Origin of the sequence: Enterobacter sp. CRENT-193, assembly GCF_002787395.1 — a bacterium.
GTDB lineage: Bacteria > Pseudomonadota > Gammaproteobacteria > Enterobacterales > Enterobacteriaceae > Enterobacter > Enterobacter hormaechei_C.
In genome coordinates, this window is the sequence record NZ_CP024812.1 from 4,398,367 (window position 1) to 4,419,687 (window position 21,321).

The window sequence follows — 21,321 nt, forward strand, 5'->3', positions numbered from 1 at the left end:
TTTATTTGCAATTTGACTACATCATTATCGGGGCCGGCTCTGCCGGCAACGTACTGGCAACACGACTGACTGAAGATCCAAACACCACCGTCCTGCTGCTTGAGGCGGGCGGGCCGGACTACCGCTTTGACTTCCGCACCCAGATGCCTGCCGCGCTGGCCTTCCCGTTGCAGGGCAAGCGCTACAACTGGGCGTATGAAACCGAGCCAGAGCCTTACATGAACAACCGCCGCATGGAGTGCGGACGGGGTAAAGGGCTGGGCGGCTCGTCGCTGATCAACGGCATGTGCTACGTGCGCGGCAATGCAATGGATCTGGACAACTGGGCGAAAGAACCGGGTCTGGAGCACTGGAGCTATCTCAACTGCCTGCCCTACTACCGCAAGGCAGAGACCCGCGACGTGGGGCCGAACGACTACCACGGCGGCGACGGCCCGGTGAGCGTCACCACCTCTAAGCCGGGTGTGAACCCGCTGTTTGAAGCGATGGTGGAGGCAGGCGTGCAGGCGGGCTACCCGCGCACCGACGATCTCAACGGCTATCAGCAGGAAGGCTTTGGCCCGATGGATCGCACGGTCACGCCGCAGGGCCGACGCGCCAGCACCGCGCGCGGCTATCTGGATCAGGCCAAACCGCGCCCGAATCTGACCATCCGCACCCACGCCATGACCGATCACATTATCTTTGACGGCAAGCGCGCGGTGGGCGTCGAGTGGCTGGAAGGCGAAAGCACCATTCCGTCAAAAGCGACAGCGAAGAAAGAGGTACTGTTGTGCGCGGGCGCCATCGCGTCTCCGCAGATCCTCCAGCGCTCCGGCGTGGGCAACGCTGAACTGCTGAAGCAGTTTGATATCCCGCTGGTACATGATTTACCCGGAGTGGGTGAAAACTTGCAGGATCACCTGGAGATGTATCTTCAGTATGAATGTAAGGAGCCGGTCTCCCTCTACCCTGCCCTGCAATGGTGGAACCAGCCGAAGATTGGCGCGGAGTGGCTGTTTGGCGGCACGGGCGTGGGCGCGAGCAACCACTTCGAAGCAGGCGGGTTTATCCGCAGCCGCGAGGAGTTCGAGTGGCCGAACATTCAGTATCACTTCCTGCCGGTGGCGATTAACTACAACGGCTCGAACGCGGTGAAAGAGCATGGTTTTCAGTGCCACGTTGGCTCCATGCGCTCCCCGAGCCGCGGCCACGTGCGCATCAAGTCGCGCGATCCGCACCAGCATCCGGCGATCCTGTTCAACTACATGTCCCACGAGCAGGACTGGCAGGAGTTCCGCGACGCGATTCGCATCACCCGCGAGATCATGCACCAGCCTGCGCTGGACAAGTATCGCGGTCGTGAAATCAGCCCGGGCGTCGAATGCCAGACCGACGAACAGCTGGACGAGTTCGTGCGCAACCACGCCGAAACCGCCTTCCACCCGTGCGGTACCTGCAAGATGGGCTACGACGAAATGGCGGTGGTCGACGGCGAAGGCCGCGTTCACGGGCTGGAAGGGTTACGCGTAGTGGATGCGTCGATTATGCCGCAGATTATCACCGGCAACCTGAACGCCACCACCATCATGATTGGCGAAAAGATTGCCGACGCCATTCGCGGGCGCGAGCCGCTGGCGAAGAGCACGGCGGCGTATTATGTGGCGAACGGGGCGCCGGTTCGCCGCTGAGTGCGAACTTCTCCCCTCACCCTAACCCTCTCCCCAAAGGGGAGAGGGAACTTGAACACCCTCTCTCCTTTGGGGAGAGGGTTGGGGTGAAGGGTAAGGCTTTTACGTCCGAAATTCCTCTAACCGCCTGACCTGCCGCCCTTCCCCGTCAAAATTCTCCGCTGCCAGCCAGGCCCGCAGAGCCGCATCCTTTTCCGGCCATTCGCCGTCAATAATCGAGAGCATATCGCTGTCGCGGTTGCGGCCTTTACGCACCAGCTTCTGGCGCAGGCGCCCTTCCCAGACAAACCCCAGCCGCTCCGCCGCGTTGCGTGAGGCGATGTTCATCGAATCACACTTCCACTCCAGCCGGCGATATTGATGCTCAAAGGCATTTTTCAGCAGCAGCCACACCGCTTCGGTACCCACGCGGGTGCCCTTCATCCTGCGCGACCAGGTGACGTGGCCGATCTCAACCGAGCCCTGAAAGCGTTCTATCGCCATATAGCTGACCAGCCCTACCGCCTTTTCGGTGCGCAGATCGATAACGGCAAAGGGCACCAGGTCGTCATCCAGCACCTTTCCCAGCACCCAGTGCGCAGTGGCCTCAACGCTCACAGGCTGGGTGCTGGCAAGCCACGTCCAGTCGCTGTCGTCACCCAGCGCATAGGCTTCAAACAAATCAGCCGAATGGCGGTCAGCATCCAGCGGCTCCAGGCGGCAATACTGGCCGGTGAGCAGAGTACGGGTTAACGCGCGGGCGCATTTCCAGTCCGGGACAATATCGTTAACGGTTTGACCATGTTGATTGATTTCGGGCACGGCGGTGACTCCCTGAAAGGTAAGGAGTTTGTTATAGCAGGTTAAAAAGCGAACGAAAAGAGAGGTGACTCATAACCAGACCGAATGCGTTATTCCCGGATGGCATAAGCAAAGCAGAATTTCGACTTTGAGGAAATCCTCAGCCAGCCTACCGTAACGGTGCATAAAACAATCACAATATATTTTATTCAGGGATCGCTATGACTAAAAAACTGCTGCCGTTACTGGTGCTGGCTGCGCTCTCAAGCGCTGCTCACGCCGCTACCCCGCCCAACACGCTGGTTGTCGCCCAGGGTCTGGATGATATCGTGAGCCTTGATCCGGCCGAAGCCAACGAGCTTTCCAGCATCCAGACCGTGCCAAGCCTGTACCAGCGTCTGGTACAGCCGGACCGCGATAATCCGGAAAAAATCACGCCGGTTCTGGCAGAAAGCTGGGATGCGGACGCGGCAGCAAAAACCCTGACCATCAAGCTTAAACCCGATGCGAAATTCTCCTCCGGCAACCCGCTGCGCCCGGAAGACGTGATCTTCTCTTATACCCGCGCCGTGACGCTGAACAAATCCCCGGCGTTTATCCTCAACGTACTGGGCTGGGACGCCAGCAACATCGCCAGCCAGCTAAAGAAAGTGGACGACCATACCCTCACGCTTCACTGGACGGCCGACGTTAGCCCGTCGGTGGCGCTGAATATTCTCTCCACGCCGATTGCCTCCATCGTCGATGAAAAACAGGTTGCGGCGAACGTGAAGGATAACGACTTCGGCAACGCGTGGTTAAAAATGCACTCTGCGGGCAGCGGCGCGTTCAAAATGCGCGTTTACCAGCCGCATCAGGCCATCGTGCTGGAAGCCAACGAATCCGCGCCCGGCGGCGCGCCGAAGCTTAAAAGCATCATCATTAAAAACGTCCCCGATCCCGCTTCCCGCCGCCTGCTGATCCAGCAGGGTGATGCGGACGTGGCGCGCGATCTGGGTGCAGACCAGATAAGCGCCCTCAGCGGCAAGCCGGGCGTGAAGGTACTGAGCATCCCTTCTGCCGAGCAAAACTATCTGGTGTTTAACACCGGCAACAGCGCTAACCCGCTGCTGAATAATCCAGCGTTCTGGGAAGCCTCGCGCTGGCTGGTGGATTATGAAGGCATCACCAAAGACCTGCTGAAAGGCCAGTATTTTGTTCATCAGAGCTTCCTGCCGGTCGGCCTGCCGGGCGCGCTGGAGGACAATCCGTTCACGTTTGACCCGGCAAAAGCAAAAGCGATCCTCGCCAAGGCGGGCATCAAAGACGCGCATTTCACGCTGGACGTGGAGAATAAACCACCGTTCATCACCATCGCGCAATCCATGCAGGCGAGCTTTGCTCAGGGTGGCGTGAAGGTGGATCTGCTGCCCGCTGCGGGTAGCCAGGTGTACGCCCGCGTGCGCGCTAAGCAGCATCAGGCGGCGATTCGTCTGTGGATCCCGGATTACTTCGATGCGCACTCCAACGCCAGCGCCTTCGCGTGGAACGACGGGAAGTCCAGCACCGTGGCCGGTCTGAACGGCTGGAAAATCCCGGAGCTGAACAAGGCCACGCTGGCGGCGGTTGCCGAGCCGGATCCGGCGAAACGTCTGGATCTGTATAAGAAGATGCAGGAACAGTTACAGCATACCTCGCCGTACGTGTTCGTTGACCAGGGCAAAACTCAGATCGTGGTGCGCGATAATGTGAAGGGGTATCAGCAGGGGCTGAACGCGGATATGGTCTGGTACGATCGCGTTACGAAGTAGCTTTTCCCCCCTCTCCCCCTCCCACAGGGAGAGGGGGTCGTTCGTGCATATTTTCAGGATAACGATTTTCCCATGCCACATCTTTCCACCCGCGTGCTTCAGGGTCTGCTGACTCTCCTGCTCACGCTGTTCGGGCTACTGCTGGTCACGTTTGCGCTCTCTGCCTTTTCCCCGGTCGATCGCGTATTGCAGATCGTCGGCGATCACGCCAGCCAGTCCACTTACGATCAGGTTCGCCAGCAGCTTGGGCTGGATCGGCCCCTGCCGGTGCAGTTCTGGCACTACCTGCAAAACCTCGCTCACGGTGATTTAGGCACCGCCAGCGCTACCGGTCAGCCGGTATTGCAGGACCTGCTGCACGCCTTTCCCGCCACGCTGGAACTGGCAACGCTGGCGCTAATTATCGGCACAGTACTCGGCGTGATTGCGGGTGTGCTGTGCGCCCGCTACGCCGGTTCGCCACTGGACTTAGCGATCAGAACGCTCACCCTGCTCGGCAATTCGGTGCCGATATTCTGGCTCGGCCTGCTGATGCTGGCTCTGTTCTACGCGAAACTACAGTGGAGCGCTGGCCCCGGCAGGCTGGACGACATCTGGCAATTCACCGTCGAGCCACGAACCGGATTTGCGCTGGTGGATACCTGGCTTTCCGGCGACCGCGAGGCGTTCCGCAACGCCATCAGCCACCTGGTGCTGCCGGTGCTGCTGCTGGCCTACTACTCGCTGGCAAGCATCACCCGCCTGACGCGCTCCGCCTGTCTGAGCGAGATGAACAAAGAGTACATATTGCTCGCCCGCGCCAAGGGCGCCGGAGAGATGACCATCCTGCTGCGTCACGTGCTGCCGAACATTCGCAGCACCCTGCTGACGGTGATTGCGCTGGCCTACACAAGCATGCTGGAGGGCGCGGTATTAACCGAAACCGTCTTCTCGTGGCCGGGCATCGGGCGCTACCTCACCACGGCCCTGTTCGCCGGTGACACCACCGCCGTGATGGGCGGCACGCTGCTGATTGGCGTCTGCTTTGTTCTGATCAATAACCTTACCGACCTGCTTGTGCGGGCGACCGATCCCAGGGTGCGCTAATGCCGTTTTATCTCTTCTTACGCCGCCTGCGCCGCTCCCCTGCCGCGTTTTGCGGGCTGATCGCCATCGCGCTGCTGGTGCTTATTGCCCTGTTCGCGCCGTGGCTTGCGCCGCAGGATCCCAACTGGCAGGACGCCGCCGCGCGTCTGCAACCGCCCAACGCGCAGCACTGGCTGGGTACTGACAGCTATGGGCGGGATCTGCTCTCCCGATTAATCTACGGCACCCGTCCGGCACTGGGGCTGGTGGCCTTAGTCACCGTTATTACCCTCCCCGCCGGTCTGCTGGTGGGGATTTTGTCAGGCTACTACGGCGGCTGGATGGAGCGCATCCTGATGCGCTTTACCGACGTGGTGATGTCGATGCCGCGCCTGATCCTCGCCTTCGCGTTTGTCGCGATGCTCGGCCCCGGTCTGGTGAACGGCGCGCTGGCGCTGGCCTTAACGACCTGGCCTGCCTATGCGCGCCAGGCGCGCAGTGAAATCCAGCGTCTGCGCCACAGCGATTATCTGGCCGCCGCGGAGATGATGGGCATTCGCGGCCCGCGCCTGCTGGTCGGCCATATTCTGCCCCTGTGCCTGCCCTCCGCGATTGTGCGACTGGCGCTGGATCTGGCCGGGATTATTCTGGCCGCTGCCGGGCTGGGCTTCCTTGGTCTGGGCGCGCGTCCACCGATGGCGGAATGGGGCGCGATGATTGCCGACGGCATGCAGGTCATTTTTGACCAGTGGTGGATTGCCGCCATTCCAGGCGGGGCGATTCTGTTTGCCAGCCTGGCCTTTAACCTGCTGGGCGATGGCCTGCGCGACGTACTGGAGCCACAGCATGACTGAACACCGCGTCATCGTCGATGCGCTGAATATCGACTACCCCGCCGCGCGCGTGGTCAACAACCTGAGCTTTACGTTGGGCAAAGAGCGGCTGGCGCTGGTGGGAGAATCCGGCTCCGGCAAGTCCATGTCTGCCCGCGCCCTGATGGGGCTGGTGCGCAAGCCCGGCATCGTGAGCGCTAAGCGGCTTAACGTGCTTGGCAACGACCTGCTGACCCTGAACAGCCGCCGCTGGCAGGCGCTGCGCGGCAACGGCATAGCGATGGTTCTACAGGACCCGCGCTACGCGCTAAACCCGGTGAAAACCGTCGCCGCCCAGCTTGATGAGGCGCTGACCCTCCATCAGCGCCTGCCCCGCGCCGAACGACTGGCGCGCATTCACGATATCATCCGCGCCGTGGGGCTGAACGAGCACGTGCTCCAGCGCTATCCCGGCGAACTTTCCGGCGGCATGGGCCAGCGCGTGATGATCGCCATTGCGCTCGTCAACAACCCGCAGGTGCTGATCGCCGACGAACCGACTTCCGCGCTGGACGCACGCCTGCGCAACCAGATCCTGGAGCTGCTGGTACAGCAGTGCGAGGCGCGGCAGATGGCGATGCTGTTAATCAGCCACGACTTGCCGCTCGTCGCGGAACACTGCGACCGCGTGCTGGTGATGTATCAGGGTGAGAACGTTGATGAAATGGCGGCGAGCCAGTTGCCGCAGGCAACCCATCCCTACACGCGCACGCTCTGGACCTGCCGCCCGAACGCCGGGACGTTTGGCAAGATGCTGCCGACGCTCGACCGTTCGCAACCGTGGAAGGAGGACGACAATGGCACTCGTTGAGGTTAACCAGCTCCGGGTGAGTTTTGGTGAAAAAACGGCGGTTTCCGCCGCCAGTTTTGCCATCGAAAAAGGTGAAACCTTCAGCCTGATCGGTGAATCCGGCTGCGGCAAATCGACTCTTCTGCGCGTGCTGGCGGGGCTGCTGCGCGAGTGGAATGGCCACATTTCCGTCCTCGGGGAAAATTTACGGCCAGGACGACGTTTTGAAGGCGCGCTTCGCCGCAACGTGCAGATGGTGTTCCAGGATCCGTGGGCGTCTTTGCACCCGAACCACACCATTGCCCGCACCCTGTCGGAGCCGTTAAACATCCACGGCGAAAGCCAGGTTGCCGAAAAAGTGGCGGATGCGCTGCAACAGGTAGGTCTGGCTGCCGATGCGGGCAGGCGTTACCCGCATCAGCTTTCCGGCGGACAGCGTCAGCGCGTGGCCATTGCCCGCGCGCTGCTGCTGCGCCCGCAGCTTCTGCTGCTGGATGAACCGACCTCGGCGCTGGATATGTCGGTACAGGCGGAGATTCTTAACCTGCTCAACCGCCTGAAGGCGCAGCACGGCATGACCTACCTGCTGGTGAGCCACGACGCGGACGTGATTGCGCATATGTCCGACCGGGCGGCATTTATGGCGCACGGGGAGATCCAGCGGGTATTTGACCGTGAAGCAATGTTGCGGGGCGAGCACAGGATGGGGTAAACCGTGCGGCGGCGAGTGCCGCACGCATTTTGTAGGCCGGGTAAGGCGTAACCGCCACCCGGCAAAACGTTACTTCAGCAGCTTCACCGTGGCGTCGATGTCGATCTCATCTTCAGTGAAGATCAGCGTCGTGTTCTGGAAGGTAGTGATCGCCAGCTTCTTCACCGTGCGCATTTCGCCCGGCTTTTTCTCGGATTTTGGTTTGATGCTGTTCATCAGCAGCCCCACCGACAGCACCGCGTTCTCTTTGTCGATTTTAGTATCAACGGGCTCTTCCTCGCTGAACACCACGAAGGATTTGATCGAGGTGAGCTTCACGCGCTCGCCTGCAATATAGAGGTGCTTACTTTCGGGGATCACCTTCACCGCATACGCGGAAAGGCCTTTGCTGTTGGTGGTTGGCTCGAAGGTCACCGCCGCATCTTTCTTAATCAGATCAGGGTTGGCGACCTTAATCACATGAAAGTAGCGGTTGTCGCCGTTTTCATCTTTGATAAATCCAAAGCCTTTATCTTTAAACCACGTTGTGATTGTACCGTTCATCGCTGTTACCGCCTGTCAGATCTCAAGACTAAAGTTTTGCAGCGCGCAGTGTAATGCACAATGGCTGACGAGACAAAAAAAAGCCCCTGCACGGGAGCAGGGGAAAGTTCATGTCAGAGCTTTTTAGTATTGTGTATTTAGTTGAACACCATCCCACCATCAATCAGCAGCGACTGACCGGTCATGTAGTCGGAATCCGGCCCGGCGAGGTAAGAGACGCAGGCGGCCACGTCTTCCGGCTCGGACAAACGGCCAAGCGTGATACGTTTGGCAAAGGTTTCCGTCCCGTAGCCAAGCGGTTTACCCGCCGCCTCGGAGACCTGACGGTCGATTTCCGCCCACATCGGCGTTTTGACGATGCCCGGGCAATAGGCGTTAACGGTGATCCCCAGCGGCGCGAGATCCCGCGCGGCGGTCTGGGTTAAGCCACGCACCGCGAACTTGCTGGAGCTGTAGACCGCCAGTTCCGGGTTGCCGGTATGGCCCGCCTGGGAGCAGGCGTTGATGATTTTGCCGCCGTGCCCCTCTTTGCGGAAGGCGTCAATTGCGGCCTGAATGCCCCAGATCACCCCTTTCACGTTGATGTTGTAGACCTTGTCGACAATCTCCGGCGTGATGGATTCGATCGGCGTGGACGGCGCCACCCCGGCGTTATTGACGATGACGTTAAAACCGCCCAGCGCGGTGCGGGCTTTTTCCACCGCCGCGAACACCTGCTCGCGGTCAGAGACGTCCACCTTCACGGCGACGGCCTTCCCGCCGTTGCGGGTGATCTCATCCGCGACCGCTTTCGCCGTCTCCTCGTTATAATCCGCAATAGCAACGGCAAAACCATCCTTCACCAGGCGAAGCGCGATCGCTTTGCCAATCCCCTGGCCGGAGCCGGTTACGAGAGCCACTTTTTGCATTTCTCTGTCCTTATATTGATTCACAAAATCTGGCTGAGATGGAGCTGGCCCATCAGCAGCGGGTTATCGCTGTAGTCGACGGGAATGGCCACCACGGCCGGGCCATCGACATCCATTGCCGCACGCAGCGTCGGTTCGAGCGCGTCGGCGCTCTCGACGGCAAAGCCTTTCGCACCGAACGCGTCGGCATAGGCTTTGAAATCGACCGGGCCGAACTCCACGCCGGAGAGACGCTGATATTTTTTCTCCTCCTGGATGGCCACCATGTTGTAGGCGTTATCCACCCAGATGATGTGCAGAATATTGGCGTTGAGGCGTACGGCGGTTTCCAGCTCCATGCTCGACTGCAAAAAGCCGCCGTCCCCGGAGACCGACACCACCTTGCGCCCCGGGTTGACCAGCCACGCGCCAATCGCCCACGGCAGCGCCACGCCCATGGTCTGCTGACCGTTGGAGATCATCACCTGACGCGCGCGGAAGCTGTAGAGGTAGCGGGCGATCCAGATGTGGAAGCTGCCCATGTCGACGGTGAGCGTCACGTCGTTGTTCACGATGTCCTGCATGGCGCGCACGATGCGCAGCGGATGCAGGGCAAACTGGTTAAGCGATGCGCCGCGACGGTCGAGGAGGTCCCGCTGATGCTGGCGATCGACAAGAATTTCCGAGGCGCGCTGGCTGAGTTCAAGCTTGTACTCGATTCGGCTGGCAAGCAGATTCAGCGTGGCGGCAATATCCCCAACCAGTTCCAGATCGGGAACATACTTGCGCTCCTCATAGGCGGGCAGCACGTCAATGTGCACCAGGGTGGCGTCGCCGCTGTTCCACATGGACGGCTCGTATTCCACCGGGCTGTAACCGATACAGATGATCAGATCCGCCAGATGCAGGAGCCGATCGCCCGCCTGGTTGTTAAACAGACCGACGCGTCCGGCGAAGCGGGTGAAGTGTTCCTGATTCACCGCCCCGGCGGCCTGATAGGTGCTGGTGACCGGAATACGGCTTCTCTCCAGCAGTTTATGCAGCGCGGCGCTGTTGGCGGGCTGGCTGGCCATCAGGCCGAGTAAGATGACCGGGTTTTTGGCCTTCGCGATAAGCTTCGCCACCTCGTTGATGGCTGACTCCGGCGCCGGGCCCATCAGCGCCGCAGTGCTGGCGGGTAAAATCGCCCCCGTGGTGGGCTGGTCGACAATATCCTGCGGCAGGCTGACAAACGCCCCGCCCGGCCTGCCCTGCTCGGCAGCGCGAAACGCGTTCGACACCACCTCGGCAATCGCGTCAGGCGAATTGACCTCCACGGCGTATTTGGTCACCGGGCTGAACATGGCGACGGTATCCATGCTCTGGTGCACCAGCTTCGCTTTATCTGCCCGCTTCACCGCCCCGCCCAGCGCGACCACCGGGTCACCTTCGCTGTTGGCGGTGGCGATGCCGGTGATCAGGTTGGAGCAGCCCGGCCCGGAGGTGACCAGCGCGACCCCGGCCTTGCCGGTTAGCCGCCCTACCGCTGCCGCCATAAACGCCGCGTTCGCCTCGTGACGCACCGGGATAATCTCGATGGAGGAGTCCAGCAGGGAGTCAAAGACCTTGTCGATTTTTGCGCCCGGTATGCCGAACACCTGCTTCACACCCTGCGCTTCCAGCTGGCCGACAACCATATCGGCACCGTGCGCCCACTGACGTGACTGTTTCTCACTGTTCACGGTAGTTCTCCTGTTAGTTTTCGACGGCGCGGATAGCCGCATCAAGGTTGCTGGGGTGCAGATTGGCCTGTAAAAACGCGCTGTCGGCGGGCAGGTCAATCATCAGCTTGTGGATTTCGCCGAAGGTGAGCACGCCGTTCTCCAGCTGATAGTCGAGCAGGTGGCCCCCGCCCTGACGGTCGTCGGTGATAAAGTGTTCGTGATAGCCCGCCACGTTAATGCCCTGCATATGCTGCGGGGTGCGGAACCCGACCAGCACGCCCTCGCGCTGGTTAAAGCGGAACACCGGCTGGTCATCCAGCACGTCGGTCATCGCCCGGTACGGTGGCGTCTGGCGCGGTACGGTGCGGGTGTGCGCGTGGCGGAAATTGCCGTCGATGCGCAGCGCGCAGAACAGGTTATCGGAGGGGATTTGCTGGTCGATCACGTCGTGGATCTGCTGACGGCTGACCGGCCCGTCGAAGGTTTTGCGGTACTGCGGCTGGAACCAGGTCATCACCGCGAACGGCGTTTTTTGCTCCGGCTTCGCGGCGCGGGCGCTGCCGTCGGCGCGCAGCTGGTACACCTGGCTGCTGAAGGCAATCATTTCACCGTCCAGCTCGTTAAAGGTACCGAGCCCAAAATCGCCGTGCGCCAGCAGGTCGGCGATGGTGGTCTCCCCTTCGTAGACGCCGCTTAGCAGGGCGCTCATTAGCGATGTCTGATAGATCACGCTGTCAGGATGCTGAGCCGAGAACCCGCGCAGGGTCTCGCATAAACTCGCCTCACAGTCGCATGCAGATGAATGCATCATCATGCCCGTCCTCTTCAACTTTATTTATAAAGGTTAAATAAATGTTGACCCGATTCAGCAGAGAGTTCCAATATAGAATCCATGCTGGTTTGAGACGTTTTTGATATGGAACTTCGTTATCTGCGCTATTTTGTCGCGGTAGCACGCGAGCGACACTTCACCAGGGCGGCCAAAGCGCTGGGTATTTCACAGCCTCCTCTGAGTCAGCAGATCAAACGGCTCGAAGAGGAAGTGGGCACGCCGCTGTTCAGGCGCCTGACGCGGGGCGTGGAGCTGACCGAGGCGGGAGAAGCCTTCTATGAGGACGCCTGTAAGATCCTGGCGCTGAGCGACGCCGCGCTGGAGAAAGCCCGGGGCATCGCGCGCGGGCTGAACGGCAGCCTGTCGATTGGCATCACCAGTTCAGATGCTTTTCATCCCAAAATCTTCGCCCTGATACGTCAGTTTCAGGTGCAGAACATGGCGGTGCAGGTTCACCAGGTGGAAGCCAATATGTCGTCGCTGACGACGATGCTGGCGGAGGGTGAGCTGGATATCGCCTTTGTGCGCCTGCCGTGCGAAAGCAGTAAGGTGTTCGAATTAAAAATCCTCGATCGGGAGCCGATGGTGGTGGCGCTGCATCGCGATCATCCCCTGGCGGCGTGTGGCGATCTGGCGCTGGAGGAGCTGCGGGATACGCCGGTGGTGCTGTTTCCCCAGGAGGTCGCGCCGGGGCTGTATGACCGCGTTTACGGCAGCTGCGAGCGGGCCGGGATCGATATGCAACACACGCTGCAATCTTCACAACTTTCCTCTTCCCTGAGCATGGTCTCCGCGGGCGGCGGGTTCGCGCTGGTGCCGAAATCCATGGCCGCTATTTCTCCGCCGAATGTCACCTACCATGCGCTGCGCTCACCAGAGCTTTATACCGATATCGCACTCTGCTGGCGGCGATTTGAGCGTTCGCGGACGGTGAAGCGGTTTCTGGCGATGATGAGCGAGGGGTGACGGCAGCGCGGCGGTGCCCGGCGGCGCTGCGCTTGCGCGGGCCTACGGTTCGTGTCGCTGTTGGGGCTTTGGATTTTGTAGGCCGGGTCAGGCGTAGCCGCCACCCGGCAATGCCGTTCTGGAAGCCGCCTCGCAAACCTGCAAGCAACCTTATGTAATTCAGGGGTATCCCTTTTCATCCTTTCTTCGCGGTTTTAAAGTGCCTGCGTTGCGGCACATCCGCAGCCGGGCGTAGGAACCCGTTAGCATAACATGACATTTTTTGGACAACGAGGATGCTAAATGGCGACTACCCCTGGATTTTCATACGTACACGCTGAAGAAAGCGCTGTTAATCACCTTCTTCACCTGCAACTTCCCGATTCTGCGGATCTCTTTGAACTAACCGACACCTGTGCGGCGTACGTGAGCGTACTGGTGGAAACGGACGATGCGGTGACATTTGCCATGCTCTGTAAGCAACTGCTGGCAGCGCTGAAGCGGCTGCGGGAATGCTGCGATGCCGAACTGCCTTCGCATCTGGTTGAACAGCTGATCGCAGGGGAAAAGATCGCCTCCTGCGTACCGGACTGCTGGCAGGATACGGCGTTGCAGGTGGACTATGCCGTGGCGTTAACGCTGGCGGTAATGGGCGGGACATTGCCTGCGAGCGTAGCGAAAGAACTCACCGGGCTGCTGCATGATATGGTCTGGCTGCTGGCGGATTTTGTGAAGGAGCCTTATATAACGGCGCACTGAGGCGGGTGATGGGAGGCCGGAATACTGCTGGGTGATAAGCGGGATTTCGGCCTTTAGAAATGCAATATTTCATTGTGAATGATTTGTTGATAATGAGAAGCAGAACTCTCTCTTATAACTCTAAGCTTGTTAATTTTACTTGTAGCGCCGCTATTTCTTGATTAATAACATTAAATCCCTCATCGATAGCACATCTAAGCTCTGCATCAATATTTTTTATTCCTTGTGCATAATCCACCATCACTTCAATTTTTGCAGCATGCAATCTTTCATACATATCTTTATCTTTATTATTATCAGCCATATCAAATAGAATTTTTTCGTAATCTACGACAAGCTGATTATTTCCTTTGAAGGACTGTATTAATGAGCGAGCATATGTGTAAATGTTAATTATTGAATCTCTTGCTTCATCATTCAGTTTTGCAATGATCTTTGCGTTTTGCTCGTAAAACGTAAAATTATCATCACCAACAGGGAAGTTAATAGGCAGTATTTTTCCCGGCCCAATGTTATCAATATGATTTTGCATTCTTTTATTATACAAAGTAATCAAAGTAAAAATCTCTCCTTTTATTCCTTTTAATACAGACAACTGCAACTCAAGGGAGTTCTTTTCAGCCTCTGCGCGAGTAATCTTTGCCTCGCGATCAACACCTCTAAGAGTAAACCAGCCTCCAACAACCGCGCCCATTAAAGCGATAATAAACGATGATAACCATTGAGGAAGGCTATTTAAAAAATCGCTAATCACGTTCAAAAAAGACATTATGGTTCATTCCTTAGTCTGTTTACGGTAAAATGGACATAATTATACATCAAAATCAATCTATAATTGAACTTAACTTTTTAAGTCTGTTGTAATAATGATAATAAAAGAAATTGAGCTCATCAGTTAATTCTACTACCAATCCACGATGTTTAAAGGACGCTTTTGGCATAAGCGACGTAACTATCATGGTATCTATCGTTAGCAAAAGAATAATCCACTACACTTTTTTTCAGCAAACAAATCCTGAATACGCTACGCAAATCACACAAATACTTCAGGCCAAGATACTTCTGGCACTTTAATGGCATACCACTCTAACTTAAAGTGCTCGCACTCAATGCAAAGCTCAATTGTCACGATCATGTAGAAACTGCATTTTCATCGAAGTTTCCGCATTGTCAACTCACCAACCACTATCTATAATGTTTCCATCTTGGCAACAAGGGGCAAGGATGCACATAGTCTCAAGAGCGCCTTTCGACACAGCGGCCAGACATTATCCCAATCAAGCACAAGCCCTGGACGATCTTTACCGGGTACTAAAAAAGGAACACTACCCCTCACCAGACGAGATGCGAAAGCGCTTTCCCAGCCTGGACCGGATGAAATACCGGGAAAAATGGTGGGTCATTGATGTGGGTGGCGGGCATCTAAGAGTAATGTTTTTTGCTGATTTTGAGCGGGGAAAGTTCTTCATCAAACACATCAGCACGCACGCAGAGTATGACAAGCTCACGGACTACTATCGGAGAACGAAAGAATGAATTATGCAGCAGCCATCAAAGCGGCAAACGCTCTGACAAACGAACTCCCTTTCCTGGGTTCAAGCCCGTCGCGGCAAGACTACGAGGATGCGCTGGCGCTGGTGGAGTATCTTATCGAGCACGACCCGGATAACCCGCTGGTAGAGATGCTTACTGCCAAAATCGATAAGTACGAAAACGAGTCCCCGGAGTTTGCAGAATTTAACGCGCGTATTGCCAGTATTCCGTCAGGCGTTGCGTTACTGCGAACGCTAATGGATCAGTACCAGCTCACTCAGAGCGACTTCGAGAACGAGATTGGTAAGAAGTCTCTGGTAAGTCGGATCCTGAACGGACAGCGCACGTTAACGCTGGATCATATGCGGGCGCTGGCGAAGCGTTTTGGTTTGCCGGTGAGCGCATTTGTGGGGAATTGATGCGAAAGCAGGCTCTATGTACCCAATCTGCGTTCTATTTGATTGATTAGCGATTAAAAATCTTAACAAACCAATCGCCCATATTTGCAAACCACGGTGAAATACTTCGGCTTTCATAATCCGCATCAACAAAAAAGTATCTATTTCATATCCCTGTTGCGCCAACATTGACGGCCTTTTTTATAAACGTTAACGTCCCGTCTGTTCATTAACCGACTGTAATAGAAGAATTTATCAGGATTTTCTTAAAAGGAGTTTAAGCAAATGTCTATAACCGTTTATGTATGGTGCAAAAACGATGTCGGCGAGCGGGGAATAGTGCGATGAAATACCCAATCGTCCTGCTGCTTTGTGCGCTCACTGTCCCAGCCATTGCAGCCAGCACTGACTGGCCATCAGCACTTCATGGAATCGCCTCAGGTGACACACACTGGATTGAGCAAGCCCCAACGCTGGCTGCCACGGCTGACGCCAGGCAGGCGCAACTGCTGGAGGATGCTTTGGCCGCAGCGCTCACAACAAACACCAGCGCCACACTGAAAGCGCTCCAGACCATTGACGCGGGAAAGTGGCCGCACATGGTTGGCAGCGATATCGTCTGCACGCCGCCTCTAGAGAAATCCCCCGCCGAAGTCGACGCGTTCTATCAGCGCACCCGCCGGGCGCTGCTGGATACGGTTGAGGGTGCTCACTGCCTCTGGATCCTGGAAGCAACAATGGAAGAGCTAAACGCTGAGAAAACCCGTCAGGGTAAGTAAGAGAGTTACCCGGCGCACAACGGCCGGGTCTTCCTTCTCGCCAGACCCTGGCTCACCCCGGCCCCTCGCTCCCCGCCGCCAGCAGCGGCACCACCACATCGCTGACGGGCACCGCAATCCCGTGCCTGCGGCCATAGCGCTGGATCACGCCGTTGCGGATATCCCACTCCATCGGACGATCCGCCTGACGGTCGGCAAGAATCGACGTGCCCAAATCCACTGGCGCGCGCTGAAAGTTCGCCAGAATCTCCTCCGCCACCGCATCGTCCAGCTTCGCCCCTTCGGCGCGGGCGACGGTCAGCCCCTCGCGCAGGTAGGCCAGCGCCAGCTCGCTGATATCCTCGCGCCTGAACATCCCGGCGCGGCGATTGGCCAGCACCATCAGCCCGGCGACCGCGTTTTGCAGCAGCTTGCGCCAGGCGACGGTGGGGAAATCTTCCGAGAGCTCAACCGCGCAGCGCGTATCACGAAGCGCTTCGACCACCCGCTGCGCCTGCGGCACGTCCGGCAGCGTCAGGCGCGGTTTGGCGCGCAGCCAGACGGAGGCATCCGGCTCGCGCTGGGCAGGGAACCAGACCACCGAGGGCAGTACCGTTGCGCCATTAACCAAAGGCGCAAGCTGGGCTTTCTGCTCCACGCCGTTTTGCAGCGCGCAGACCACGGTGTTTTCATCGCACAGGGCACGCAGCCACCCGGCGCTGTCGGCATTTTGCGTCGTTTTGACCGCCAAAAAAACGAGGTCAACGGGGCGCGTAATGACGCTGGGATCGGTGAGTACCGGACCGGGCACCACAGTTTCACCCTCATCATGACGCAGGCGCAGTTCCGGATGCGCGGTGCGACCACACAGCAGCGGCGTGCGGCCCGCTTCATGCAGCACCGCGGCGATGGTGGTCCCAATCGCACCGGGTCCTGTCAGCGCAATGGTTGGATAGTCAGACATGGGTCACTCCCCTTTTGCTAAGCCTGCTATCAGTTATACCACCCTGAAAAGAGCGCGCCACGCCCATTGTCTATACTCAATTCATAACAGACAACGGAGTGCGCCATGCCCTTACCCGACTTCAAATCCTCTGAACCTTATACCCTCGGCATTGAGCTCGAACTCCAGGTGGTTAACCCGCCGGGTTACGATCTGAGCCAGGACTCCTCTGCCCTCATCGCCGCCGTCAAAGACGACATCAAAGGGGGCGAAGTCAAACACGACATTACCGAAAGCATGCTCGAAATCGCCACCGGCGTGTGCCAGACCATCGACCAGGCAGCGGCGCAGTTCTCGGTGATGCAGCAGAGCATCCTGCGCGCGGCGGCGGAGCATCACATCCAGATCTGCGGCGGCGGAACGCACCCGTTCCAGAAGTGGCAGCGTCAGGAGGTGTGTGACGACGAGCGCTATAACGTCACGCTGGAGCGCTTTGGCTATCTGATTTTGCAGGCGACGGTGTTCGGCCAGCACGTACACGTCGGCTGTCGGACCGGGGACGACGCAATTTATCTGCTGCACGGCCTGTCGCGCTTTGTGCCGCACTTTATCGCCCTGGCCGCCGCATCACCGTATATGCAGGGCACGGACACGAAGTTCGCCTCATCGCGTCTCAACATCTTCTCGGGCTTCCCGGATAACGGACAGATGCCGTGGGTCAACAGCTGGCAGGAGTTCGAGGGGCTGTTCCGCCGCCTGAGCTCCACCAGCATGATCGACAGCATTAAGGATCTGCACTGGGACATCCGCCCCAGCCCGCATTTTGGCACCGTTGAGGTACGGGTGATGGATACCCCGCTGACGCTCGGCCACGCGATTAACATCGCCGGGCTTATTCAGGCGACGTCGCACTGGCTGCTGACCGCGCGGCCGTATAAGCATCAGGAACGGGATTTTCTGCTGTATCGCTTTAACCGTTTTCAGGCCTGTCGCTACGGGCTGGAAGGCATTCTGACAGACGTGCATACCGGCGAGCACAAAACCGTGGCGGAAGATATCGCCTGGCTGCTCGAGCAGGTTGCGCCGTCCGCCGAGAAGCTCGGCGCGACAAGCGCCATCAAGGAAATTGCCCTGCTGTTAAAGCAGGGCAAGAGCGAGGCGCAGCGCATGCGGGACTTTATCGCCGATGGCGGCTCGCTGATTTCTCTGGTGCAGAAGCACTGTGAGCTGTGGGCGACGAGTCCGTAAGGCCGTGGCCCCACTCGCGCAGGCGCTGGAACAGCACGAACAGCGCCGGGATGAACACTATCCCCACCACGGTCGCCACCAGCATGCCGCTGAAGACCGTAGTGCCGATGATGCGGCGGCTCTGGGCGCCCGCCCCGGTCGCCAGCATCATCGGCAGGACGCCGATAATGAACGACACGGCGGTCATCATTACCGCGCGGAAGCGGCGCGATGCTCCCTCCCGTGCGGCATCGACAATCGCCATTCCGTCCATGCGCCGGGCGCGGGCAAACTCCACGATAAGAATTGCGTTCTTGGCGGCGAGGGCTATCAGTAGCACCAGACCAATCTGCACATACACGTCGTTGGCGTAGCCCGCCAGCCACAGCCAGACCAGCGCCCCGCCGATGGCGAACAGCACCGAGAGCATAACGCTCGCCGGCAGCGTCCAGCTCTCATACTGGGCGACGAGGAACAGCCACGCCATCACCACCGCCGCCAGCACAATCCATATCGCCTGATTGCCGGTCTGCTGCTCCTGATACGACATGCCGCTCCAGGCGTAGTCGTACCCGGCTGGCAGGTTTTCCGCCAGAATCTCGCCCATCGCCGCCATTGCGGTGCTGCTGCTTACCCCTTCCGCTGCCGAGCCGCTCACCGATACCGACGGGAACTGGTTGTACTGCTGAATAAATGGCGCGCCGACGGTCGGCGTGATGGTGACGAGGTTGCTCAGACGCACCCGCTCGCCGCTGTTGCTGCGCACGAAAAGCTCGCTGATTTGCTCCGCGCGCTCGCGCCACTGCATTTCGTTCTGCATCACCACGTGGTAGACGCGGTTGTTGACGCTGAAATCCCCGGCGCGCGTGCCGCCAAAGGCGGTTTGCAGGCTGCTGAAGATGCGTGACACCGGCACGTCGAGGCGGGCCGCGCGCTCGCGGTCAACGGTGAGCGTCATCTGCGGCACGTTGCTGCTCCAGGTGGTGAACACGCGGCTCAGCTGCGGGTGCTGGTTGGCTTTCGCCAGCACCTCACGCGTCACGCGCTCCAGCTCCGCCGGGCTTTGCCCCGCCTGCGCCTGAATGCGCAGGTCGAAGCCGGAGGCGTTGCCCAGCCCCGGCAGCGTCGGCGGCGCAAAGGTCATGATGGTGGCTTCCGGCAGGGCCAGCAGCTGTCGCTGAAGGGTGCCCATCACCTCATCCAGCGGCGGACGCTCGCTCCAGTCTTTGAGCATGATGGAGATAAACCCGCCGTTCGATGCGCTGGTGCCGTTGAGGATGTTAAACCCGGAGACCTGAATCACGTCTTCTACCGCCGGGTTTTTAGCGATCAGCTCGCGCGCGGTGGTCATCACCGCTTCGGTGCGCTCCAGCGAGGCTGCCTCCGGCAGTTGGACGCTGGCGAAGAAGTAGCCCTGATCCTCCTGGGGCAGGAAGCCCTTTGGCATCGACATAAAGCTGAATACCACCACCGCCGCCGCGCCTGCGGTGGCCAGCAGCGCCAGCCACGGACGGAGGTTGAACACGCTCACGATCCGGGTGTAAAGCATGCGCATGGCGTCCAGCCCGCGGTTGAACCCACGGAAAACGGCGGCGGGCTGTGCCGGACGCGGGCGCAGCAGCAGCGCGCAGAGCGCGGGCGTCAGGGTCAGCGCCACCAGGCTTGAGAGCGTGACGGCGGTCGAGAGCGTCACCGCAAACTGGCGGTATAGCTCGCCCACTATCCCTGGCAGGAGCGCCACCGGTACAAACACCGCCAGCAGCACCAGCGTGGTGGCAATCACTGGCCCGGCAATCTGGCGCAGCGCCAGCGCGGTCGCCGCCGTGCGGCTCTGCCCTTCCGCCATCAGGGTTTCGACGCTCTCCACCACCACGATGGCGTCATCCACCACCATGGTCAGCGCCAGAATGATGGCGAACAGGCTCAGCGTATTGGCGGAGTAGCCGAGCGTATAGAGCACCGCGAAGGTGCCCACCAGCGACACCGGAATGGCAAGGGCGACAATCAGCGTCGCGCGCCAGCTTTGCAGGAACAGGGACACCACGACCACCACCGCCAGCATCGTCAGCGCCAGCGAGACGCCAATCTCTTTGATGGTGGCGGCCACAAACGAGGTGGTGTCGAATTTGACTTCATAGACCAGATCGTCCGGGAAGCGCGTGGATAACCGTTCCAGCTCCGCGCGCACCGCATCGGCCACGCGCAGGGCGTTGGCGGACGGCGTCGGGTAGATACCCAAATAGGCGGAGTCATGCCCGTTCAGCTGCGCGCCAGAGCTGTAGCTGCGCGAGCCAAGCTCGATGGTGGCGACGTCCTTCAGGCGCACCAGCTGCCCCATCTCCCCGGCGCGGATAATGATATTGGCAAAGTCGTCGGCCTGGTTTAAGCGCCCCAGCCCGTTAATGGTCAGCGTCTGCTGCTGGCCGTTAAACACCGGCGGCGTGCCGACCTGGCCCGCCGCCCCCTGCACGTTCTGCTCGCGCAGCGCCTGCGCCACGTCATCGCTGGTCACGTTCAGGGCGTTCATGCGGTCCGGCCTCAGCCAGATGCGCATGCTGTAGTCCCGTGCGCCAAACATCTGTACCTGCCCGACGCCCGGCAGACGCGACAGCGCCTCGCGCACCTGGGTGCTGGCGTAGTTGCTGACGAACAGCGGCGTGTGGGTGTTGTTCGGTGAGTAAAGGCTTACCCCCATCATCAGGTTGGTGGCCCGCTTGCGCACCTGCACGCCGTTTTGCTGCGCCTCGGTCGGCAGCTGCGCCACGGCCTGCGCCACGCGGTTCTGCACGTCGATGGCGGCGAGATCCGGATCGGTGCCCGCCGCAAAGGTGATGTTCAGGCTGTAAGAGCCCTCATCCGAACTGGTGGACTCCATATAGAGCATGTGATCCACGCCGTTCAGCTGCGTTTCCAGCGGCGTGGCGATGGCCTCCGCCACGTCAGCCGAGCTGGCGCCCGGCCATGACGCTGACACATTCACGACCGGCGGGGTGATCTGCGGGTACTGCTCCACCGGAATAATCCTCAGCGCGATGGCCCCCAGCAGGGTGATGACCAGCGCAATCACCATCGCAAAGCGCGGGCGTTTGATGAAAAACGTCAGCATGATGGCTC

The 21,321-nt window shown here is 59.2% G+C and carries 20 protein-coding genes; 12 read left to right on the forward strand and 8 right to left on the reverse strand.

Translation table 11 applies throughout. The features are described 5' to 3' along the window. Positions 1 to 5: 5 nt before the first annotated feature. Entirely contained in the window at positions 6 to 1,670 is a 1,665-nt protein-coding gene (gene betA, locus CU081_RS21975; RefSeq protein ID WP_003858831.1) for a choline dehydrogenase, read from the forward strand. A gap of 102 nt (positions 1,671 to 1,772) precedes the next feature. Here betA and CU081_RS21980 read toward each other — a convergent pair whose 3' ends face one another. Then, the gene (locus CU081_RS21980) at positions 1,773 to 2,471 is read right to left on the reverse strand and encodes a GNAT family N-acetyltransferase (RefSeq protein ID WP_003858833.1); all 699 of its coding nucleotides are present in this window, start codon (positions 2,469 to 2,471) and stop codon (positions 1,773 to 1,775) included. 200 nt (positions 2,472 to 2,671) lie between these two features. On the opposite strand from CU081_RS21980, the gene CU081_RS21985 reads away from it, so the two are divergent. The 5 genes from CU081_RS21985 (at position 2,672) to CU081_RS22005 (ending at position 7,679) form a co-directional block, all read left to right on the forward strand. Further along, complete coding sequence (locus CU081_RS21985) at positions 2,672 to 4,240, forward strand: ABC transporter substrate-binding protein (RefSeq protein WP_022650554.1); 1,569 nt, start codon at positions 2,672 to 2,674, stop codon at positions 4,238 to 4,240. 72 nt (positions 4,241 to 4,312) lie between these two features. After that, on the forward strand, positions 4,313 to 5,326 hold the full coding sequence (locus tag CU081_RS21990) for an ABC transporter permease (protein WP_022650553.1): 1,014 nt from the start codon (positions 4,313 to 4,315) through the stop codon (positions 5,324 to 5,326). Next, complete coding sequence (locus tag CU081_RS21995) at positions 5,326 to 6,159, forward strand: ABC transporter permease (RefSeq protein WP_003858839.1); 834 nt, start codon at positions 5,326 to 5,328, stop codon at positions 6,157 to 6,159. Before CU081_RS21990 ends, CU081_RS21995 begins: the two co-directional genes overlap by 1 nt. Further along, entirely contained in the window at positions 6,152 to 6,988 is an 837-nt protein-coding gene (locus CU081_RS22000) for an ABC transporter ATP-binding protein (protein ID WP_003858843.1), read from the forward strand. The genes CU081_RS21995 and CU081_RS22000 overlap by 8 nt, the downstream gene beginning before the upstream one ends. Further along, entirely contained in the window at positions 6,975 to 7,679 is a 705-nt protein-coding gene (locus CU081_RS22005) for an ABC transporter ATP-binding protein (protein ID WP_022650552.1), read from the forward strand. The genes CU081_RS22000 and CU081_RS22005 overlap by 14 nt, the downstream gene beginning before the upstream one ends. Before the next feature lie 69 nt (positions 7,680 to 7,748). Here CU081_RS22005 and CU081_RS22010 read toward each other — a convergent pair whose 3' ends face one another. From CU081_RS22010 to budA, 4 genes are all read right to left on the reverse strand, one after another. Continuing rightward, entirely contained in the window at positions 7,749 to 8,222 is a 474-nt protein-coding gene (locus CU081_RS22010; RefSeq protein WP_003858845.1) for a cold-shock protein, read from the reverse strand. Between the two features lie 137 nt (positions 8,223 to 8,359). Then, the gene (locus CU081_RS22015) at positions 8,360 to 9,130 is read right to left on the reverse strand and encodes a (S)-acetoin forming diacetyl reductase (RefSeq protein WP_003858846.1); all 771 of its coding nucleotides are present in this window, start codon (positions 9,128 to 9,130) and stop codon (positions 8,360 to 8,362) included. Between the two features lie 20 nt (positions 9,131 to 9,150). After that, positions 9,151 to 10,785 (reverse strand): acetolactate synthase AlsS, encoded by a 1,635-nt coding sequence (gene alsS / locus CU081_RS22020; RefSeq protein ID WP_225622214.1) that lies wholly within the window; start codon positions 10,783 to 10,785, stop codon positions 9,151 to 9,153. Between the two features lie 58 nt (positions 10,786 to 10,843). Beyond that, positions 10,844 to 11,623, reverse strand: coding sequence for an acetolactate decarboxylase (budA, locus tag CU081_RS22025; RefSeq protein ID WP_003858848.1), 780 nt, complete (start codon positions 11,621 to 11,623; stop codon positions 10,844 to 10,846). Positions 11,624 to 11,728: 105 nt separating this feature from the next. Between budA and CU081_RS22030 the strand changes: the two genes are divergently transcribed. Beyond that, complete coding sequence (locus tag CU081_RS22030; protein ID WP_022650550.1) at positions 11,729 to 12,610, forward strand: LysR family transcriptional regulator; 882 nt, start codon at positions 11,729 to 11,731, stop codon at positions 12,608 to 12,610. A gap of 282 nt (positions 12,611 to 12,892) precedes the next feature. Continuing rightward, positions 12,893 to 13,348 carry a hypothetical protein gene (locus CU081_RS22035; protein ID WP_022650549.1) on the forward strand — a complete coding sequence of 152 codons (456 nt, stop codon included), beginning with the start codon at positions 12,893 to 12,895 and terminating at the stop codon, positions 13,346 to 13,348. 112 nt (positions 13,349 to 13,460) lie between these two features. Here the strand turns inward: CU081_RS22035 and CU081_RS26660 are convergent, their stop codons facing one another. Continuing rightward, positions 13,461 to 14,117 (reverse strand): hypothetical protein, encoded by a 657-nt coding sequence (locus tag CU081_RS26660; protein ID WP_022650548.1) that lies wholly within the window; start codon positions 14,115 to 14,117, stop codon positions 13,461 to 13,463. A 455-nt stretch (positions 14,118 to 14,572) separates the two neighbouring features. On the opposite strand from CU081_RS26660, the gene CU081_RS22045 reads away from it, so the two are divergent. From CU081_RS22045 to CU081_RS22055, 3 genes are all read left to right on the forward strand, one after another. Beyond that, the gene (locus CU081_RS22045) at positions 14,573 to 14,884 is read left to right on the forward strand and encodes a type II toxin-antitoxin system HigB family toxin (protein ID WP_022650547.1); all 312 of its coding nucleotides are present in this window, start codon (positions 14,573 to 14,575) and stop codon (positions 14,882 to 14,884) included. Beyond that, positions 14,881 to 15,300, forward strand: coding sequence for a helix-turn-helix domain-containing protein (locus tag CU081_RS22050; protein WP_022650546.1), 420 nt, complete (start codon positions 14,881 to 14,883; stop codon positions 15,298 to 15,300). The genes CU081_RS22045 and CU081_RS22050 overlap by 4 nt, the downstream gene beginning before the upstream one ends. Positions 15,301 to 15,623: 323 nt before the next feature. Beyond that, positions 15,624 to 16,058: a hypothetical protein gene (locus CU081_RS22055; RefSeq protein WP_022650545.1), complete on the forward strand. Its 435-nt coding sequence runs from the start codon at positions 15,624 to 15,626 to the stop codon at positions 16,056 to 16,058. A gap of 52 nt (positions 16,059 to 16,110) precedes the next feature. Here CU081_RS22055 and CU081_RS22060 read toward each other — a convergent pair whose 3' ends face one another. Then, the gene (locus tag CU081_RS22060) at positions 16,111 to 17,001 is read right to left on the reverse strand and encodes an oxidoreductase (protein ID WP_022650544.1); all 891 of its coding nucleotides are present in this window, start codon (positions 16,999 to 17,001) and stop codon (positions 16,111 to 16,113) included. A gap of 105 nt (positions 17,002 to 17,106) precedes the next feature. On the opposite strand from CU081_RS22060, the gene CU081_RS22065 reads away from it, so the two are divergent. After that, complete coding sequence (locus CU081_RS22065) at positions 17,107 to 18,228, forward strand: YbdK family carboxylate-amine ligase (RefSeq protein WP_003858868.1); 1,122 nt, start codon at positions 17,107 to 17,109, stop codon at positions 18,226 to 18,228. Here CU081_RS22065 and CU081_RS22070 read toward each other — a convergent pair. Beyond that, on the reverse strand, positions 18,158 to 21,313 hold the full coding sequence (locus CU081_RS22070; protein ID WP_022650543.1) for an efflux RND transporter permease subunit: 3,156 nt from the start codon (positions 21,311 to 21,313) through the stop codon (positions 18,158 to 18,160). The genes CU081_RS22065 and CU081_RS22070 overlap by 71 nt on opposite strands. Between the last annotated feature and the right edge of the window lie 8 nt (positions 21,314 to 21,321).

Excerpts from the sequence above, each read along its gene's own strand:
- CU081_RS22000 (WP_003858843.1), top strand. The coding sequence starts at position 6,152 with ATGACTGAACACCGCGTCATCGTCGATGCGCTGAATATCGACTACCCC.
- CU081_RS22045 (WP_022650547.1), top strand. The coding sequence starts at position 14,573 with ATGCACATAGTCTCAAGAGCGCCTTTCGACACAGCGGCCAGACATTAT.
- CU081_RS22065 (WP_003858868.1), top strand. The coding sequence starts at position 17,107 with ATGCCCTTACCCGACTTCAAATCCTCTGAACCTTATACCCTCGGCATT.
- CU081_RS22050 (WP_022650546.1), top strand. The coding sequence starts at position 14,881 with ATGAATTATGCAGCAGCCATCAAAGCGGCAAACGCTCTGACAAACGAA.
- CU081_RS22005 (WP_022650552.1), top strand. The coding sequence starts at position 6,975 with ATGGCACTCGTTGAGGTTAACCAGCTCCGGGTGAGTTTTGGTGAAAAA.
- CU081_RS22055 (WP_022650545.1), top strand. The coding sequence starts at position 15,624 with ATGAAATACCCAATCGTCCTGCTGCTTTGTGCGCTCACTGTCCCAGCC.
- CU081_RS22070 (WP_022650543.1), bottom strand. The coding sequence starts at position 21,313 with ATGCTGACGTTTTTCATCAAACGCCCGCGCTTTGCGATGGTGATTGCG.
- CU081_RS21985 (WP_022650554.1), top strand. The coding sequence starts at position 2,672 with ATGACTAAAAAACTGCTGCCGTTACTGGTGCTGGCTGCGCTCTCAAGC.
- CU081_RS22035 (WP_022650549.1), top strand. The coding sequence starts at position 12,893 with ATGGCGACTACCCCTGGATTTTCATACGTACACGCTGAAGAAAGCGCT.
- CU081_RS21990 (WP_022650553.1), top strand. The coding sequence starts at position 4,313 with ATGCCACATCTTTCCACCCGCGTGCTTCAGGGTCTGCTGACTCTCCTG.
- CU081_RS22030 (WP_022650550.1), top strand. The coding sequence starts at position 11,729 with ATGGAACTTCGTTATCTGCGCTATTTTGTCGCGGTAGCACGCGAGCGA.
- CU081_RS26660 (WP_022650548.1), bottom strand. The coding sequence starts at position 14,117 with ATGTCTTTTTTGAACGTGATTAGCGATTTTTTAAATAGCCTTCCTCAA.
- CU081_RS22060 (WP_022650544.1), bottom strand. The coding sequence starts at position 17,001 with ATGTCTGACTATCCAACCATTGCGCTGACAGGACCCGGTGCGATTGGG.
- alsS (WP_225622214.1), bottom strand. The coding sequence starts at position 10,785 with ATGGTTGTCGGCCAGCTGGAAGCGCAGGGTGTGAAGCAGGTGTTCGGC.
- budA (WP_003858848.1), bottom strand. The coding sequence starts at position 11,623 with ATGATGCATTCATCTGCATGCGACTGTGAGGCGAGTTTATGCGAGACC.
- CU081_RS21995 (WP_003858839.1), top strand. The coding sequence starts at position 5,326 with ATGCCGTTTTATCTCTTCTTACGCCGCCTGCGCCGCTCCCCTGCCGCG.
- CU081_RS22010 (WP_003858845.1), bottom strand. The coding sequence starts at position 8,222 with ATGAACGGTACAATCACAACGTGGTTTAAAGATAAAGGCTTTGGATTT.
- CU081_RS22015 (WP_003858846.1), bottom strand. The coding sequence starts at position 9,130 with ATGCAAAAAGTGGCTCTCGTAACCGGCTCCGGCCAGGGGATTGGCAAA.